Below are 17,078 nucleotides of genomic sequence, written 5' to 3' on the forward strand. Positions count from 1 at the left end.
CTGGAACACCTCTGTGGCGAGGGAGCTTGCTCCCGCTTGGGTGCGAAGCGCCCATAAAAATGGGGTTGCTGCGCAACCCAGCGGGAGCAAGCTCCCTCGCCACAAAAGCTTTCCCTGCACGCTGCCGATGTTGATCGTCAACAAATTCCCTCTGCACCGAGTCTGTATACTGCGCCCTCGTCTTGAACACTGAGGTCGCTCATGCCATCCGTTATTTCCACCGACATTCTGATTGTCGGCGCAGGCGTCGCCGGCCTCTGGCTGAATGCACGCCTGCGTCGCCAGGGTTTTTCGACCGTGCTGGTGGAGAGCGCCAGCCTCGGTGGCGGGCAGAGTGTCAAATCCCAGGGCATCATCCATGGCGGCGCCAAGTACGCCTTGCATGGCGCCCTGACCGGTGCCTCGGAAGCCATTGCCGACATGCCGCGTCGCTGGCGCGAAGCCCTGAAAGGTGAAGGTGAGCTGGACCTGTCCGGCGTGCGCATGCTGTCCGACGCCCATTACCTCTGGTCCCCCGGCACCCTGGCCGGCAACCTCACCAGTTTCTTTGCCAGCAAGGCCGTGCGCGGGCGGGTCGACCAGGTCAAGGGCGACCAGTTGCCGCCGGCCCTGCAAGACAAACGCTTCAAGGGCAAGGTCTATCGCCTGGCCGAACTGGTGGTGGACGTGCCGAGCGTGATCGCACGCCTGGCGGAACTGGCCGGCGACAGCTTGCTGGCCGGGCAACACATCGAACCGCTGCGCGAAGGTGGCGAGCTGATCGGACTCAAGGTCGATGGCCGCGAGATTCGTGCGCAACGTATTGTCCTCAGTGCCGGGGCCGGCACCGCCGACCTGCTCGACGCCTTGGGCCTGGACCAGCCAGCCATGCAGCGCCGACCGTTGCACATGGTCCTGGTCAAGGGGCCCAGCCTCAAGCCGCTCTACGCCCATTGCCTGGGCGGCGGACCGAAGCCGCGCGTCACCGTGACCACTCATCCGGCGGCCGATGGCCAATGGGTCTGGTACGTGGGTGGCGATCTGGCCGAAGGCGATGGCGTGACCCGCGAGCCTGCCGCGCAGATCGCCGCCGCCCAGAAAGAACTCGGCCAGTTGTTGCCTTGGATTGACCTGAGCACGGCGCAATGGGCCACGCTGCGGGTGGACCGCGCCGAACCGTTGCAGTCGGGCCTGACCCGCCCGGACAACGCCTTCCTTGCCGAGCAGGATCGCCTGCTGGTGGGTTGGCCGACCAAACTGGCCCTGGCCCCGGACTTCGCCGATCGGGTGGTCGATGCCCTGCAGCGCGATGGCATCCAGCCAAGCCACCCGGCCCCACTGCCGGACCTGCCGAAGCCGCCGATGGGCGTCCCTGCCTGGGAGCAACTGCTGCCATGAGCCAACCGACCCTGCATGACCTCTATCGCCCCCTGGGCCATGACGGCCCGCGGGTCTCCCCCCTGGGCCTCGGGACCGTCAAGCTCGGTCGCGACCAAGGCGTCAAATACCCCAACGGCTTTCAGATCCCCGATGACGACGAAGCGCGCATGTTGCTCAAGCTGGCGCGCGACCTGGGTATCAACCTGATCGACACCGCGCCGGCCTATGGCCGCAGCGAAGAGCGCCTCGGCCCGCTGCTGCGCGGCCAACGCCAGGATTGGGTGATCGTCAGCAAGGTCGGCGAAGAATTCAGCGACGGCCAGTCACGCCATGACTTCAGCGCCGCCCATACCCGATTCTCGGTGGAGCGCAGCCTCAAGCGCCTGGAAACCGATTATATCGACCTGGTGCTCGTGCACTCCGACGGCAACGACCTGGCGATTCTCAACGACAGCGAGGTCTACCCGACCCTGGCGGCGCTCAAGCGCGAGGGCAAGATCGGCGGCTTCGGTTTTTCCGGCAAGACCGTCGACGGTGGCTTGAAAGCCTTGGAGCAAGGCGATTGTGCGATGGTCACCTACAATCTGAACGAACGAAACGAAAAGGCTGTCATTGACTACGCCAGCGAACACGGCAAAGCGATCCTGGTGAAAAAGGCCCTGGCCAGCGGCCACGTTTGCCTGAGCCCCGGGGTGGACCCGGTTCGCGCCAGCTTCGAACTGTTGTTTGAGCATCCTGGGGTCGCCAGTGCTATTGTCGGCACCATCAATCCGCTGCACCTCGCCCACAACGTCGCGACCGTAGCCAAGGTCCTGCGTAAAAACTGACGCCGCCCTACGCGGCCTTAAGGAAGGAGCCGACATGCCGCGTACGCTCATCAGAAAGAATCCCAGCAACTTCAAGACCCTGCCCCTGTTCGTCGAAGCGACACCCGAAGGCCTGACTTACCAGAGCGTCGGCATGCCGCTGAATTTCGCCCAGACCTTGCAGCGCCGCCGCCCGGTAGCCGTGGCCGATACCGAGCGCTTTTCCCTGGAGTTGGCAAACCTGGGCGTTTCTGTGCGCCTGACCCTGCATTGGCAAAACCGCGACTATTGGGTTCTGGTGCGCCAGCGTCGACAGGATCGCGGCGATGTGGTGCTCAAGCTGATTTCCGGCTACGTCCCGGCCCACGAGCTGAACCTGCCACTGCTTACCGCCATCAGTGAAATTGCCGAAGAATGCCTGCTGGAAACCCCGGAAGGCTGGCTTGGCGGGCGTTTCAACGACACCTGGCTGCCGGCCCCCTACGCCACGGCCCTGCATTACCGCGAAGCCTTGCCGTTTCGGCTGACACCCCTCTCGGGCTCCGCCCGCCCGGTGCGCAGCGCCAACCTGCAACTGATCGAGCGACCACGGGCCTACGTGCACCTGCCGACGGCATCGCTGCAATTGATCTATGACTTGCGTCTGGATGTGCCCAAGGAAGCCAAATCCCTGAGCCTGTTTCACGTCGATGAGCGTTTGGAGGGCGACCAGTTGGTGGCGCGCCTGGACCGCAAGCGACCTGATCTTTATTTGATGCCGCTACAGGACGGCCAACCCATGCCCGAGCTGTACACCTTGAAAAAGGACCAGCTATACCCGGCCAGCACGCGTGGGCTGTACCTGGCGGAGAGCTTTGCCAAGCAGGACGGCTGGCTAGTGCGAGACGAGCGGATTCGCTGGAAGGACTGGCTGCACCAACAAGGGCTGACGCCACCGGGCAAGGAGTCAGGCCTGACTCGACTCAAGGGCAAGGCCCGGCAATTGCTCAAGAAGATCGTGCCGCGCAAGGCGGCTCGTTAGAAACCACACCACTCAGAGCGCTTTTGTGGCGAGGGAGCTTGCTCCCGCTTGGGTGCGCAGCGCCCAATTAGAAACGGGACCGCTTCGCGCTCCAGCGGGAGCAAGCTCCCTCGCCACAAAAAAGCAAGCTGGCTGCAGTACACAGGCTCAGTTGTTGCGGATCTTCTCCACAATCGCCGTCGTCGAGCTGTTTTCCACCAGCCCCAACACCTTCACTGTGCCGCCGTAGGCGGTGACGATGTCCGCACCCACGACCTGGTCAATCCCGTAGTCACCGCCCTTGACCAGCACGTCCGGCTTGACTTCGCGCAGCAGGTTTTCCGGCGTGCCCTCGCTGAAACTGATCACCCAATCCACCGCGCCCAGGCCGGCCAGGACCGCCATGCGTCGGTCGACGCTGTTGATCGGTCGGCCCGGCCCTTTGAGGCGGCTGACGGAGGCATCGTCATTGACCGCGACGATCAGACGATCACCTTGGGCCCTGGCCTGCTCGAGGTAGGTCACGTGGCCTGCGTGCAGGATGTCGAAGCAACCGTTGGTGAAGACGATTCGTTCGTTGTGGGCACGGGCGTCGTCAACGGCCAGCAACAGTTGCTCCAGGCCCAGCACACCGCGCTCGGAGCCTTCCTCGCGCTGGATGGCGCGGCGCAGTTCCGGGGCGCTGATCGCCGCCGTACCCAGTTTTCCAACAACGATGCCGGCCGCCAGGTTCGCCAGGGCTACCGCATGGGGCAGTTCTTCCCCTGCGGCGATGGCGGCGGCCAGGGTGGAGATCACGGTGTCGCCGGCCCCCGTCACGTCGAACACTTCACGGGCACGGGCCGGCAGGTGCAACGCCGGGTGATCGGGGCGCAGCAGGGTCATGCCATGCTCGCCACGGGTCACCAGCAAGGCGCCGAGATCGAGGTCTTGCATCAGCTGGGCGCCTTTGCTCACCAGTTCGTGCTCATCGACACAACCGCCAACGATGGTTTCGAATTCGCTGAGATTCGGCGTGATCAGACTGGCGCCACGGTAGATGGAAAAATCCTTGCCCTTGGGATCGGCCAGGACCGGAATGCCACGGGCACGCGCGGCTTGGATCAGCGCCTGGTGGTTTTTCAACGCGCCTTTGCCGTAGTCCGACAACACCAGGACCTTGACGCCTTCGAGCAGGCTGTCGACCTCGGCACCAAGGGCCAGGGGGTCGGTGGCGAACGGCTCTTCGAAATCGATGCGCAACAGTTGCTGGTGACGACTCATGACCCGCAGCTTGACGATGGTCGGCTGGTGCGCAACACGCTGGAATATCGCACGTACGCCCGCGCCCTTGAGGCTGTTGGTCAAGCTGTCGGCAGCCTCGTCGTCGCCGGTCACGCCCACCAGGGAAGCCGGCGCGCCGAGGGCGGCGATGTTCAAGGCAACGTTGGCGGCACCACCGGGACGATCCTCGATATGCTCGACCTTGACCACCGGTACCGGCGCCTCAGGGGAAATTCGTGAGGTACCGCCATGCCAGTAGCGGTCGAGCATGACATCGCCGACCACCAATACAGGGGCTTGATCGAATCGCGGCATGGACAACTTCATGGAGCATCCCACATACAAAATGAACAGGGCGGGGATATTAGCACAGGGTTGGCGCAAGGCTCTTCTATGGCGGTGACGGGATGCGTTAGTCGTGCAATAGCGCCCACAGCCGGTCGCAGGCCTGGCCCAGCTCCAGCTTGTCGGTGTCGATTTCGCAAGCGGGTGTCAGCGGCACTTCGTATGGACTGTCGAGCCCGGTGAAATTCTTGAGCCTACCCGCGCGCGCCTCCCGATACAGTCCTTTTGGATCTCGTTTGGCACACACGTCAAAAGGCGTGCTCACATAAACTTCGAGAAAAGTGTCCGGGGCGAACAATTGCCGTGCGGCCTCACGGTCAGCCCGAAACGGGGAAATGGCCGCGACAATGACGATCAGTCCAGCATCGACCATCAATCGCGCCACCTCACCGATTCGTCGGATGTTTTCCTTGCGCGCCTCGGGACTCATACCCAAGTCACTGCATAAACCCTGGCGCAGGTTGTCCCCGTCAAGGAGGCAGGTGTGGAGGCCTAGCTCGTGCAAGCGCACTTCCAACGCATTGGCCAATGTTGACTTTCCCGCGCCGGACAAACCGGTCAGCCAAATACATCGCGGTCGCTGGGATTTGATCGCCGCCCGGGCCTGCGCTGAGACTGTCAACGCAGAAGGCCCGATAGCCGGCCGTGATGTCGATATCTTTGTCGTCCTGTCCATAACCGAGTCTCTCCCTGAAATCGAAATCCTGGGGGTTTACCGGCCTCCGCGCTGCATGGCGCGTATACCGACTTATTGCCCAGAGCAAAGCATAGGCTGAACACCGCATGTCGACGGCTCGCTAATCATCCTTTGGCGACACATCCAGTGGGCGCGTCCAGAAAAGCTCATGTCGACGAACCGCCTTGCGGAAAAACTCATCCTCCCCGGTACGAGGCCAGCGACGCCCGGCCAACAACCGCTGGATCATTCGCCGCAGCTGTCTTTTGAAGGGTGGACGCCCCTGCAGATCGTGCTGCATGCCTAAGGCCATCGCCTTGTCCATGCGGGTTGGTGCATCCAGCAGCGGACTCCATAGGCCATCGGCCGGCAACGGCTCGATGGCTGGCGGCAAGGCGATACCATAGCCTGCCGGACCCATTGGCCAACGGTCGTTATCGTGCAGGTGGTTGGCATACAGCAGCAGGGTACGTGGGCGCCAGGTACTGAGTTCAATTGCCTCCATCAAGGCGCGAGTACCGGCAACATGGTCGCTGTGAGGATCCAGTTCGGGATGAGGTGTCACTACCGCGTCCGGTCGGTGATGCTCAAGCAGTCCTACCAGATCGGCCACCAGGTTGCGCCAACTGGGTTGGCCGTCAACGTCACCAGGCAGACTCAGGGCGTTGAACCGGCGCACGTCCCGAGTATCACTATCGCCCGACTCCAGAGAGCCGAAGCTTCGCTCCGGTTGTTGCGCCATTGCCCCTAACTGAAGGCAGTAGTAGCCCAATTGCACACACTGCTGCTGCCCCACCCCACCCCACAGCGGTACCGCCAGGCTGTCCCAGCTACGCAGGCGGCCCTTCAGACGAGCGGCTTGAGCCATGTCCAGGCCCATATCGCGATAGTTATCGGCTTCGATTTCACCTTGGGTGAGCGTGACAATAGCCACATCGCTCGCCCGACTATAGAGACCAAAAGCCGCGAGTTCGGCATCATCGGCATGAGGGGCAATGATAAGCAAACGTTGCTGGCCAAAGTCCGGGTTGCTCAGGACATGAAGGGTCGCCTGTGGCGCCAGGCTGCAAAAACGGCCGTGCACTCTCAGGGCGCCGCTTGCCAGTAGCGAATCCTGTCCGGACAGATTGAGGAAACGTTCCCCCGCGACACCGCGCTCCAGATCCTGGCGATCGTCACCGATCCATACCTGAGGATCGAAAAAACGCCCCAACCAATGGCTTTTGACCCGCACCTGCAGAATCAGAGTCTGCCCCGCCTCGAACGCCCCCGCCACCTGCAAGAGGCCATCGTTCAAAATGGCAGAAAACTGCAGCGTGCCTGCAGGGAAGTCATAACGATAGTCATCGTCCGGAGCATAGAACAGATGATCGCAAAACCAGGCCTCGTGGGCGACCCAGCCCAACAGCAGGAAAAGCGGCGACGCCCACCACGACACAAAAAAACCCAGTGCCGACGCCACCAGCAACATGCCAATCAGTATCAGGCGTTTGCGTTGACGATGGCGTTTGAGCAATTGCTGTTTGCGTCCGCTCATGGCTGTTTACCCTCGCTCAAACCTGATAGACCGGAACCCGGTGACACCAGCGATCCTTGTATTCGCGATCGGCACGGCCGAACGAATAACGCAGCGGCTTGCCCAGGGCGCGAGCCTGCTCCCAAGCGGTTTGGGTATTGACGAAACTGAGCACGCTGCCAGGACTGAACTCGCGACTCTGCGGGTCGACGCCGCCGTTGATGTATTCAAGGCTGGTCCACTTGGGTGCCTCGACCCGGTACAGGATCTGAATAGCCACCGGCTCGTCGTTCAGGTAAATCAAGGACCCGGTCATGAACTCTCGCATCAGGCCGAACACGTCAGCCAGGTGTTTTTTGCCCGGGGCTTCGAAGTTCCAGCGGCGTTGGAACAGGTCTGCATAGATGGCCGCCTGTTCGCTGGCGCTCAGCTCCAACATAGGCCGGATAATGCCACCCGCATCCTCCAACAAGCGCTGCTCGCGACGTTGGTTGTAACGAAACTTCTTACTGTATTCCTCGGGTTCACGGGCCAGCGCCAACCCCTCAGGCTGCTCAGCAAGGCCGGTCACGTTCCGGGCATTGAGCTCGGACACATAGCGCATGCGATGTCGTACACGAATCCGAGCGTCTTCGGCAACCGGCAGGATGACCTCGGCATTGCCAAGATCGAGCATGCCACGCTTGCCTTCACGCTTGAGCACATCCTTGGATAAGGCCACATGACGTCCCCAGGTCGGGATCGCAGCACACAATTGCCCGTCAACGAACCACCCCAGGTAACGCACCGGAATACCTACAAGCCCGGCCAGGCGCTCGACCACATTGGGATGAGTTGCCACACTGCCGCCAAACTGTTGCCAGGCCTGGGCGTAAGCCACAGCATCAATGGGGGTCCAACCACTTTCTCGCCAAGACCGCCAGTAACTCAAAATCAAACGAAGGACTCCTTCGCTGCCTCTTCGGCACCTTCGACGAAATCTTTCTCGTGCAACCGGGCATAGAAGCCATTGAGTGCCAGCAACTCGGCATGGGTACCGCGCTCGACGATGCGCCCCTTGTCCATCAACAGGATCAAGTCGGCCTTCTCGATAGTCGACAAGCGGTGAGCAATCACCAGCGTGGTGCGCCCTTTTATCACTTGATCCAAAGCTGCCTGGATGTGGCGCTCGGACTCGGTATCAAGGGCCGAGGTCGCCTCATCCAGGATCAACAACGGTGCGTTCTTGAGCAGCGCACGGGCTATCGCCAGACGCTGACGCTGCCCTCCGGAAAGCAGGACGCCGTTTTCGCCCACCAGCGTGTCGTACCCCTGAGGCATCTGTTCGATGAACTCGGCGGCGTAGGCATCTTCGGCCGCCTTGCGCACAGATTCGAACGGCGCATCGGCAAGGTCACCATAAGCGATGTTATTAGTGACGCTGTCGTTGAACAGAGTGACCTGCTGGGTCACGAGGGCGATGTGGCGCCGCAGGTTGGTAAGTTTGTATTGCTCGACGTCCACACCATCGAGCAGGATCTGGCCCTGGTCATGGTGATAGAAACGCGGGATCAGGTTGGCCAAGGTCGACTTTCCGCTGCCCGAACGCCCCACCAGAGCAATCATCTGACCTTCTTCGGCCGTAAAGGAAATGTCATCGAGCACGATCTTCTCGGTACCCGGATACTGAAAGCTCAGGTTACGCACTTCCAGACGCCCGTTGACACGAGCCATCTCCTTGGTCCCCGTATCGACTTCCGGTTCCTCGTCTAGCTGCTCGAAAATGCTATCCGCTGCGGCCAAGCCTTTCTGGATCGTGGCGCTGACTTCCGACAATTGACGAATGGGCTTGGGCAACAAACCGGCAGCCGTGATGTAGGCAACCAGCTCGCCAGCAGAAGCATCGCCGCGAAGATAAAGCACCAGGTACATCAGCACGGCCATGCCGATGTAGATCACCAACTGCAACATCGGCGTATAGATCGACTGGGTCCGGGTCATACCCAGGCTGCGGTTCATGTTATCGGCACTGGCCTTGTGAAACCGTTCGATTTCGTAACTTTCACCGCCAAAGCTGCGAACCACACGGTAGCCCTGGATCGTCTCCGAGGCCACGTGAGTCACATCGCCCATCGCCACCTGGATTTTCTTGCTCTGTTTACGAAATTTCTTGCTCGCGCTACTCACCAGAATGGCAATAACCGGCAGAATCGCCAGCAATACCAGCGTCATCTTCCAGTTGCTGTACAGCAAATAACCGAACAGGAACACCACCGTCAGGCCCTCACGGATCACGACCTTGATCGCATCGGTGGCGGCACCGGTGACCATGGTCACGTTATAGGTAATACGGGATATCAGATGGCCGGAGTTATGGTTGTCAAAGTAACGGTTGGGCAGGGTCAGGAGGTTGTCGAAGAGGGCGCAACGCAGGTCGTGGACAACACCACGGGCAACCTTGGCCAGGTAGTAATTACCCAGGAATGAGCCTATGCCTTGGTAGACGGCAATGAGCACGATCAGCAACGGCACGCCGAGCACCAGCGAAACGCCCATGAACTGAGTGTCGTTGGGCTTCTGCAAAGCGTCGAGAAAATGCTTGAGCATATCTGCCAGCATTGGCTGGCTGGATGCGAACAGCACGAAACCGATAATACTGATGGCGAAAGCACCCCAGTACGGGAGCACGTATTTCAGCAACCGCAAGTAAATCGTCATGCTCGACTGCTGGTCGATATTGGCCATTCGGTGCGCCTCGGACGTTTGAAAAAGAGACAAGGTCTGGATTGTAACAGCGAACGAATTACAACACCGGCGCAGTCAGGACTGAACGACTGGACAGCACAGCGATAGCAATTCGCCTTCGCGTCAAAAGCATCAAGAAACAGAAACGCTCTAGATGGAGCTTTTGGTTTCAGCGCCCTCTCGAGCAGCCAACACAATACTCAAGGCGATCGGCAACCACATGACCAACCAGTCGGCGTTCGGCTTGAGCCAGAGACCGATGCCATCGGTCATCAACGACGCCCCGGAAAAAACCCAGAGTGCCAGCAAAACTTGACCCAGCGGCTGAGCTCGCGAAATCCAGCCGCGCCAGCCAGCCACCAGCCACAGCCAGCCGAACAGCAGCAGACCAGGCACCCCGAGACGCACTCCGGCGTCCAGAAAGAGGTTATGGGGATGTTTGAAGGACCTTCCTATTTCAGGGACCGGTATCAGGTACTCTTTGAATCCCAGCCCGGTCACCCAGTGGTCCAGAATCAACTGAATACCACCTCGCCATAGCTCGGGACGGTAAGAGACGCCACGCTGCAATAGAACCTCGGGTTTGAATAGAGCAATGCACGCCACTCCCAACGCCCCCAGAAGGATCAGGCCGCTTCCCAGGCGTGACGGTCGCGCTACGGCCATAACGAGAAAACAGACGGCCAAGCCGATCCAAACACCACGCGTTTGGCTGAAACCCAGAAACAGCGCATATCCGATCGCTGGGATCAGCAGCAACGCCATCACAACAGGAGGGAAACGCCTGGTTCGCAGTGTGAACGCGCCCATGATTGCCAAGGCACCCACCGCGTGCGCCGCCATGATCGCGGTGTCCCATAAGCCGATGGCGATCACCCGGGAGTGCAAAGATCGCGCGGATAGACCATAAAAACATGCCCAAGAAGCGGCCGCAAAAACACCACCGATAATCGATGCGTACAACAACATGGACTCTAGCCGCCATTTGCGGTTCTGTGCCGCCAGCAACACGCCTGCCAGGGTCAAGGCTACATAGAATGTCACCTTGACCTTGCCGAAGACGTTATCGCCCCCTTCGACCGCCAATACCAGGAACGTCCAGGCAACGAACAAGAGGAAAAAAATGCACTCCGGCTGTTTGAGTAACAGGCGAAAATCCCGATGAAACAGCGCCAGCAAGGCGGGCAGCCAGAGCAGTACAATCAACATCTGGTGATAAAGCTTGTTGCTCGGCAGTACCCACGGGCCACATAACAAAATGAGGAACCCGATGGATGCCCACACCGCCAGGACATCCTTGCTAATAAACCTTTTCATTTCTGACAGCACTTAACTTTTCCCCAGCATTCGATCGGCAACTCGTTGCAACTGAGCTTTATCTGCGTTCTTCCAGCCCCCCTTAATGCAATAGTGCTCGCTAAGGTAGTGCAGGAAGTTACGTCTTAATTGCTCGTCAAGCGGCCATCGCGGGAAGGCACGCGCCAATTCCACCGCCTGTTCAGCGGTGTCGGCATGCATCACCAGCCCCTCTATGTTGAAAAACGCTTGGCCCAAGGTAAGCACGGGCCTGCCCAGGAGCAAGCTTTCCAGGCCAACCGTCGAATTGATCGTCATCACAAAAAGACTGGACTCGATCAATTGCTGGGTAGAGTTACCGTTGGCGAACAGCACACGATCACCGGTACGCTCATGCAGTTCTGGATACGTCTCTCGACTGGACGGATGCTCCTTGAACACCACTGTCAGCCCCGTCTCTTTAGCCAGTCGTTCGCCCAAGGCAAACATCTCGCGCATGTTGCTGATCCAGGGAGAAAACAGCCGAACCTGGCTATCTCGGTCATCCTGAAACGGAACAAAGACGAACTGCTGCGGCAGCGCAATGGGTGCCGGCCCAGTGGTACGAGGCGGACGGGGGATCAGCACTGGTGCGGCCTGGTTTTCAGGCACGAGGTAAGGATAGTTGAGGTAAAAATCGGCCTCACGCGGAACCGCATTCAGGTAATTCACGCCCTTGGGGTCCACCGTCGTGGTATCGGGCAACAGGCCATTCTCGAAAAAGAACGTCTTGCAACTCGACGGGGCCAGCGCCGTCAGCAATCGGCAATAGCGATGGGAACCATTCCAGAATACCAATGCATCAGGACGCTCACGATTGAGCAAAGCCTGCGCCCGCAATGCCATCCCAAAGAGTTCAAGACGTAACAGCAGGCGGTAAAGCCGGCCATTGCTCTTGTTCTTGACGCGACGTTCCTCGCATTTCTCTTCGATCAGGCTCGCCCAGTCGATGCGAGAAAGGATCCTGGATATCTGCAGTGAGCCGAACCAGGGCATCTGTGAAGGGGTAACTACTTTGCCTTGTAGTTCAGTTTCGTCGAGCAACCGATTGAAATAAAGGCCTTGATGAGCGGCCAAGGAAATGAACAGCATTGTCGTCATGGAGTGTCCAAAAGATAGGCGGCATCTACACGCCAGCCGACGTATGGCGAATAGCAATATGGATCAGAAACAACACTCTGTGACAGAGTCCGAGCGACCTCAAAGACAGGGCCGGGGTCCCTTGAAATTTGGCGCGACTATACCACAGCTGTTTTTTGCAGCATGCACACTGCGGTAACATAGCCGGCGGCTCATCCATCGGGCCAGTTTTTGGAGCACTGATGCAAACGCTCGACCATGCACTTTATCTCAGCCTGCGCGAAGGTGCCGAGGTTCTCGAAGCCGATGGTAAAGGGGATAAAGTCCTGCGCCTGACGGATGGCTCGATACTCAAGCTGTTTCGTCGCAAACGCCTGCTGACCTCCGCGCTCTGGGCTCCTTACGCCAAGCGCTTCGCCGATAACTGCCGAACGCTGCGCGAACGCGGCATCGAGTGCCCGGAAATTCTCCAGGTTTATCGCATCCCCAGCATCAAGTGCGATGCCGTCCATTACACGCCACTGCCTGGCTACACCCTGCGCCAACTGCTGAACGTGGATACTAATGAGGATCTTCAGGCACGATTGGGAGAGTTCGTTGCACGGTTGCATCAGAACGGCATCTACTTTCGCTCCGCGCACCTGGGCAACGTCGTATTGACGCCGCAAAACACGTTGGGACTGATCGACATTGCCGATCTGCGCACCTACCGCAAGCCGCTTCGCAAAGGCCTGCGCCTGCGCAATTTCAAACATATGTTGCGCTATCGGCAGGAGCGCGATTGGCTACTCAAGGACAACCAGTTCCTGGAGCACTACCTGACCCACCAACGCCTGTGCAATGAACTGGAAGTGAGGCTGGCGCTCAACGCTTGAGCCATCTACCTCCCGAGGTCAACCGACTGCAGGCAGCCTGAAGGTCTCGAAGTCCCGCACAGGCTCTACGTCGTGCAACAGGTTATCGACTAGTTGAACGGTCTTCGCCAATCCCTGAGAACCGTACACCAAGTGATAATCGGCGAAATGGCGGGCTCGGGCCACATGCCCCTGGTAATCGCACTCAAGCGCCTGCAACTGACGGGACAATTCAGGTTCATCACGAACTTGAGGTCCAAAAAAAAGCGAATGGGAAAAAATGTCCTGATCACTGCCCGCGTTCACATGGATCACCGGCCGGCCCGCCAACCCTGCCTCGATACCGGCATTGGACATGATATTGATCACAACGCTGGCCTGGGCCAGCGCCTGGGCCAGCGAGCACGTGATATCCAGCAGTTCTACGTTGGCCAATCGCTCGGCAGCAGCGCTCCAGAATTGCGCCTTGCTACGCGGGTGACGCTTGAACAGTACGCGATAGTGCGGATTGCGCTCGGCCCAATCGCACAGTAGCTGATAGGTGTTCTGGTAGCCCGAGTCTTTCTCCCGATCAGGACCAACCCCCAAGACCAACACCGTTCGGAGCGCCGGGTCAGCGACAGGCAGATCATAGGTTTCATCGACCAGGTAGGACCCGACCAGCACGACTGTCGACTCACCAAACCGCAAGGTTCGCTCTTGCAAGGCAACAAGCGAACTGCGTCCAAAGACGCCGTAGAAATCAAAGTCGTTCATCGCCAGCCGCCGAGAAGACTCCAGCGTCGCGGCGTGAGCCAGATGCAGCAGTCGAGCGCCACGCGCAGCCAATGCCAGGCGCAGAAATGGCGCATGGAGACTACCGTTGCGCTCGTTGATCAACACCTTGGGCTGATAGGTCATCACTAACCACTGGGCATGGGCCGCGTATACCAGATATCGCAGCGGTACAGACTGCGCAGGTGCCACAAGCATTCGCTGCGCGCAAGCATCTGACGGCGAGCGTAAAGCGGCTTCCTTCAGATGGTGTCCGCGCTCGCGCAGAGCCTCGATCAAAATATTCTTGCGCTGCAATGCCATGGACTTGGGGGCCGAATGCAGCAACAGCACCTCACAGTGCATGGGGTCGACCGAACCACTCAAGCACGCTTTGGCGCGTATCCCGACAGCAACATCGACGAGCACATCACGAACCAGGCGCAGCAGGCTGCCAAAGCGACCATGACGCTCGCGTAGCAACTTCCAACGATAACGATCCAGCTCCCGTGCCTTTTGCGCCCAGCACCCATCAACCTGGAGCACTCCTTCGCCGGACAACGGCGCACTCATTTGAACAACAACCGAATGGCCTTGCGGGTATAGGGCCAACGCGTGAGAGAACGAATATCGGTGCGCACAGCTTGAACATAAAAAGCCCTGGCGTTGACATAGTCGCCAGCGGTGTAGCAATCACGGAACAACGACAGGCAGCGCTGAGCCATGAAAGCCTGGCGCAAGTCCTGCAGTTCAGGTAAGCGCGCAGGGGAAAACACCTCGTCAACCATCCCAACGCCCGCCGCCAGGCTTTGCTTGAGGTCGTGCCGCATACTGTCATCATGCTTATAGATCAACGCCAGCGGCTGATCGAGAACGCTGCACGGGAAACGCGCCAACACCTGGGCAAACACCGGGATATCTTCGACGTTACGCAAGTGCTCGGGGTAATTGCCCGGCGCAAACACATCGCGATGCATCACGCAGGCACCGTTGGACAGCGTCACCGTCTTGTCCAGCAAGTAGCCACGCACACGTTCGCGCGGTGTGGCAGGCAAGGGCTTTACGCGATGCTGGACCCGACGGCCATCGGCAAACACCGACCAGTGCCCACCGATGATAAAACGGCTCTCGGGATGACTGGCGATATGTTGGGCCACCGCAGCCAGCGCGCCTGGAGCCATCTCATCATCGGCATCCAGGAAGATCATGTATGGCCCTCGTGCCTCCTCGATCCCGCGATTACGAACCGAAGATAGACCACCATTGGGTTTACGCAGAACTCGAAAGCAATTCGCATGTTCAGCCTGGAGCTGTTCCAGCACTTGTGGCGTCGCGTCAGTTGAACCGTCATCGATCACCAGCAGTTCAGCTGGAGCATCTCCCAACTGCGCCACAACAGAGTTCACCGCACGCGGCAATGTCTTGGCGTAGTTATAAGCAGGGATGACAACGCTGATCAACGTCTCAGTCATAAGCGTCCACGCCATCTTTGACCACCAGGATGTCTTCCATGATCAGGTACTGCAGATCGGAACCGAAGAACATGTTCAGCGCGTCGGTGGGCGAGCAGATCATCGGTTCGCCACGACGGTTGAGCGAAGTGTTCAGCGACACGCCGTTGCCGGTCAGGACTTCCAGGGCCTTCATCATGTCGTAGTAGCGCGGGTTGTATTCGCGCTTGAGCACCTGGGCCCGAGACGTGCCGTCTTCATGGACGACTTCCGGCACGCGGGTTTTCCATTCTTCGGCCACTTCGAAGGTGAACGTCATGAACGGCGCCGGGTGGTCGACCTTGATCATCTGCGGCGCAACGGTGTCGAGCATCGACGGGCAGAAAGGCCTCCAGCGCTCGCGGAACTTGATCTGCTCGTTGATGCGATCGGCCACGCCGCTGGCGCTTGGGCAACCGATGATCGAACGACCGCCCAAGGCCCGCGGGCCAAACTCCATGCGCCCCTGGAACCAGGCCACCGGGTTGCCGTCGACCATGATCCTGGCGATGCGCTCGGGGGTGTTGTCGATCTTGCGCCACGCAGGCTTGCTCGGATGACGGGCGCATGCAGCGATCACATCTTCGTTGCTGTAGGCCGGGCCGAGGTAGACGTGTTCCATCTTCTCTACGGGTACGCCACGGGCGTGGGACACATAAGCCGCAGCACCCACGGCAGTACCGGCGTCGCCGGAAGCCGGTTGCACGAACAGCTCCTTGACGTCGTCACGGGCGATGATTTTCTGGTTCAACTTGACGTTCAACGCGCAGCCACCCGCGAAGGCCAGCTTACCGGTTTCCTTGAGCACGTCGCCCAGGTAGTGGTCGATCATCTGGAGCGCGAGCTTCTCGAACAGCGCTTGCATGCTCGCCGCGTAGTGAATGTACGGCTCGTCGGCGATGTCGCCTTCACGTTTCGGGCCGAGCCATTCGATCAGCTTCGGCGAGAAGTAGAAGCCCTTGCCCTTCTCTTTATAGCGACGCAGGCCGATCACGTTGGCGTAGTCGGTGTTGATCACCAGCTCGCCGTTCTCAAAAGAAGCCAGGCGCGAGAAATCGTACTTGCTGGCATCGCCATAGGGCGCCATGCCCATGACCTTGAACTCGCCGTCGAGCATCTCGAAGCCGAGGAATTCGGTGATCGCGCCGTACAGGCCGCCCAGGGAGTCCGGGTCGAAGAATTCCTTGATCTTGTGGATCTTGCCGTTTTCGCCGTAGCCAAAGAAGGTCGTGGCGTATTCGCCCTTGCCGTCGATGCCCAGAATCGCGGTTTTCTCCTGGAAGCCCGAACAGTGGTAGGCACTGGAGGCGTGAGCCAGGTGATGCTCGACCGGCTCGATCTTGATTTTCTTCGGATCGAAGCCCAGTTGCTCCAGGCACCAGACGATCTTGCGGCGATAGCGCTTGTAGCGACGGTTGCCCATCAGGATCGCATCGAGTGCGCGGTCCGGGGCGTACCAGTAACGCTTGGCGTAGTGCCAGCGCGCCTCGCCGAACAGGCTGATCGGGGCGAAGGGGATCGCCACGACATCGACGTCGGAAGGCTTGATACCGGCCTGCTCCAGGCAGAACTTCGCCGACTCGTAGGGCATGCGGTTCTTTGCATGTTTATCGCGTACGAAGCGCTCTTCCTCGGCCGCTGCGATCAGCTTGCCGTCAATGTACAACGCAGCGGAAGGATCATGGCTAAGGGCGCCGGACAGGCCAAGAATCGTCAATGCCACAGGGGTCTAGCCTCTTAATGTCTGCATACGGGCGACAAGCGCCGCGAACAATTGATGTGCCGCGAGCCCAGGGCACGGGGCAGCTAAAGGGCGGGATTATAGCTTAAAAGCGGCATTAAGCCTCTAGCGACAAGCGGCAAGCTTGGGGCCTACT

The 17,078-nt window shown here is 59.6% G+C and carries 14 protein-coding genes; 4 read left to right on the plus strand and 10 right to left on the minus strand.

Going from position 1 to position 17,078, the window contains the following annotated elements:
* Positions 1-201: 201 nt before the first annotated feature.
* Genes TK06_RS18260 through TK06_RS18270 form a run of 3 tightly spaced genes read left to right on the plus strand, consistent with a single transcriptional unit; the run spans position 202 to position 3,186 of the window.
* Positions 202-1,377, plus strand: a complete 1,176-nt coding sequence (locus tag TK06_RS18260) for an NAD(P)/FAD-dependent oxidoreductase (RefSeq protein WP_063323212.1) — start codon at positions 202-204, stop codon at positions 1,375-1,377.
* Positions 1,374-2,186, plus strand: coding sequence for an aldo/keto reductase (locus tag TK06_RS18265; RefSeq protein ID WP_003197149.1), 813 nt, complete (start codon positions 1,374-1,376; stop codon positions 2,184-2,186). The genes TK06_RS18260 and TK06_RS18265 overlap by 4 nt, the downstream gene beginning before the upstream one ends.
* A gap of 34 nt (positions 2,187-2,220) precedes the next feature.
* Entirely contained in the window at positions 2,221-3,186 is a 966-nt protein-coding gene (locus TK06_RS18270) for a hypothetical protein (protein ID WP_063323213.1), read from the plus strand.
* Between the two features lie 147 nt (positions 3,187-3,333).
* Here TK06_RS18270 and hldE read toward each other — a convergent pair whose 3' ends face one another.
* The 7 genes from hldE to TK06_RS18305 all read right to left on the minus strand — a co-directional run bounded on the left by hldE (position 3,334) and on the right by TK06_RS18305 (position 12,125).
* Positions 3,334-4,755, minus strand: a complete 1,422-nt coding sequence (gene hldE / locus TK06_RS18275) for a bifunctional D-glycero-beta-D-manno-heptose-7-phosphate kinase/D-glycero-beta-D-manno-heptose 1-phosphate adenylyltransferase HldE (protein ID WP_063323214.1) — start codon at positions 4,753-4,755, stop codon at positions 3,334-3,336.
* 85 nt (positions 4,756-4,840) lie between these two features.
* Positions 4,841-5,449, minus strand: a complete 609-nt coding sequence (cysC, locus tag TK06_RS18280; protein WP_063323215.1) for an adenylyl-sulfate kinase — start codon at positions 5,447-5,449, stop codon at positions 4,841-4,843.
* A gap of 121 nt (positions 5,450-5,570) precedes the next feature.
* The gene (locus TK06_RS18285) at positions 5,571-6,986 is read right to left on the minus strand and encodes a PIG-L deacetylase family protein (RefSeq protein ID WP_063323216.1); all 1,416 of its coding nucleotides are present in this window, start codon (positions 6,984-6,986) and stop codon (positions 5,571-5,573) included.
* A 16-nt stretch (positions 6,987-7,002) separates the two neighbouring features.
* Positions 7,003-7,899 carry a GNAT family N-acetyltransferase gene (locus tag TK06_RS18290; RefSeq protein WP_063325176.1) on the minus strand — a complete coding sequence of 299 codons (897 nt, stop codon included), beginning with the start codon at positions 7,897-7,899 and terminating at the stop codon, positions 7,003-7,005.
* Positions 7,899-9,689 (minus strand): lipid A export permease/ATP-binding protein MsbA, encoded by a 1,791-nt coding sequence (msbA, locus tag TK06_RS18295; RefSeq protein ID WP_063323217.1) that lies wholly within the window; start codon positions 9,687-9,689, stop codon positions 7,899-7,901. Before msbA ends, TK06_RS18290 begins: the two co-directional genes overlap by 1 nt.
* 150 nt (positions 9,690-9,839) lie before the next feature.
* Entirely contained in the window at positions 9,840-11,006 is a 1,167-nt protein-coding gene (locus TK06_RS18300) for an O-antigen ligase family protein (RefSeq protein ID WP_153044846.1), read from the minus strand.
* Positions 11,007-11,018: 12 nt separating this feature from the next.
* Entirely contained in the window at positions 11,019-12,125 is a 1,107-nt protein-coding gene (locus TK06_RS18305; RefSeq protein ID WP_063323219.1) for a capsular biosynthesis protein, read from the minus strand.
* Positions 12,126-12,346: 221 nt separating this feature from the next.
* Here TK06_RS18305 and TK06_RS18310 point away from each other — a divergent pair, with 221 nt between their 5' ends.
* Positions 12,347-12,979, plus strand: a complete 633-nt coding sequence (locus tag TK06_RS18310; protein WP_063323220.1) for a phosphotransferase — start codon at positions 12,347-12,349, stop codon at positions 12,977-12,979.
* An 18-nt stretch (positions 12,980-12,997) separates the two neighbouring features.
* Here TK06_RS18310 and TK06_RS18315 read toward each other — a convergent pair whose 3' ends face one another.
* Genes TK06_RS18315 through TK06_RS18325 form a run of 3 tightly spaced genes read right to left on the minus strand, consistent with a single transcriptional unit; the run spans position 12,998 to position 16,924 of the window.
* Positions 12,998-14,284 (minus strand): hypothetical protein, encoded by a 1,287-nt coding sequence (locus TK06_RS18315; protein ID WP_063323221.1) that lies wholly within the window; start codon positions 14,282-14,284, stop codon positions 12,998-13,000.
* Complete coding sequence (locus tag TK06_RS18320) at positions 14,281-15,183, minus strand: glycosyltransferase family 2 protein (RefSeq protein ID WP_063323222.1); 903 nt, start codon at positions 15,181-15,183, stop codon at positions 14,281-14,283. The genes TK06_RS18315 and TK06_RS18320 overlap by 4 nt, the downstream gene beginning before the upstream one ends.
* Positions 15,176-16,924, minus strand: a complete 1,749-nt coding sequence (locus tag TK06_RS18325; RefSeq protein WP_053181410.1) for a carbamoyltransferase family protein — start codon at positions 16,922-16,924, stop codon at positions 15,176-15,178. Before TK06_RS18325 ends, TK06_RS18320 begins: the two co-directional genes overlap by 8 nt.
* Positions 16,925-17,078 lie beyond the last annotated feature (154 nt).

Source organism: Pseudomonas fluorescens (assembly GCF_001623525.1).
Lineage (GTDB): Bacteria > Pseudomonadota > Gammaproteobacteria > Pseudomonadales > Pseudomonadaceae > Aquipseudomonas > Aquipseudomonas fluorescens_Q.

Coding starts and splice junctions, on each gene's coding strand:
- TK06_RS18305 (WP_063323219.1), bottom strand. CDS start 12,125: ATGACGACAATGCTGTTCATTTCCTTGGCCGCTCATCAAGGCCTTTAT.
- cysC (WP_063323215.1), bottom strand. CDS start 5,449: ATGGACAGGACGACAAAGATATCGACATCACGGCCGGCTATCGGGCCT.
- TK06_RS18320 (WP_063323222.1), bottom strand. CDS start 15,183: ATGACTGAGACGTTGATCAGCGTTGTCATCCCTGCTTATAACTACGCC.
- TK06_RS18265 (WP_003197149.1), top strand. CDS start 1,374: ATGAGCCAACCGACCCTGCATGACCTCTATCGCCCCCTGGGCCATGAC.
- TK06_RS18270 (WP_063323213.1), top strand. CDS start 2,221: ATGCCGCGTACGCTCATCAGAAAGAATCCCAGCAACTTCAAGACCCTG.
- TK06_RS18315 (WP_063323221.1), bottom strand. CDS start 14,284: ATGAGTGCGCCGTTGTCCGGCGAAGGAGTGCTCCAGGTTGATGGGTGC.
- TK06_RS18300 (WP_153044846.1), bottom strand. CDS start 11,006: ATGAAAAGGTTTATTAGCAAGGATGTCCTGGCGGTGTGGGCATCCATC.
- msbA (WP_063323217.1), bottom strand. CDS start 9,689: ATGGCCAATATCGACCAGCAGTCGAGCATGACGATTTACTTGCGGTTG.
- hldE (WP_063323214.1), bottom strand. CDS start 4,755: ATGAAGTTGTCCATGCCGCGATTCGATCAAGCCCCTGTATTGGTGGTC.
- TK06_RS18310 (WP_063323220.1), top strand. CDS start 12,347: ATGCAAACGCTCGACCATGCACTTTATCTCAGCCTGCGCGAAGGTGCC.
- TK06_RS18260 (WP_063323212.1), top strand. CDS start 202: ATGCCATCCGTTATTTCCACCGACATTCTGATTGTCGGCGCAGGCGTC.
- TK06_RS18285 (WP_063323216.1), bottom strand. CDS start 6,986: ATGAGCGGACGCAAACAGCAATTGCTCAAACGCCATCGTCAACGCAAA.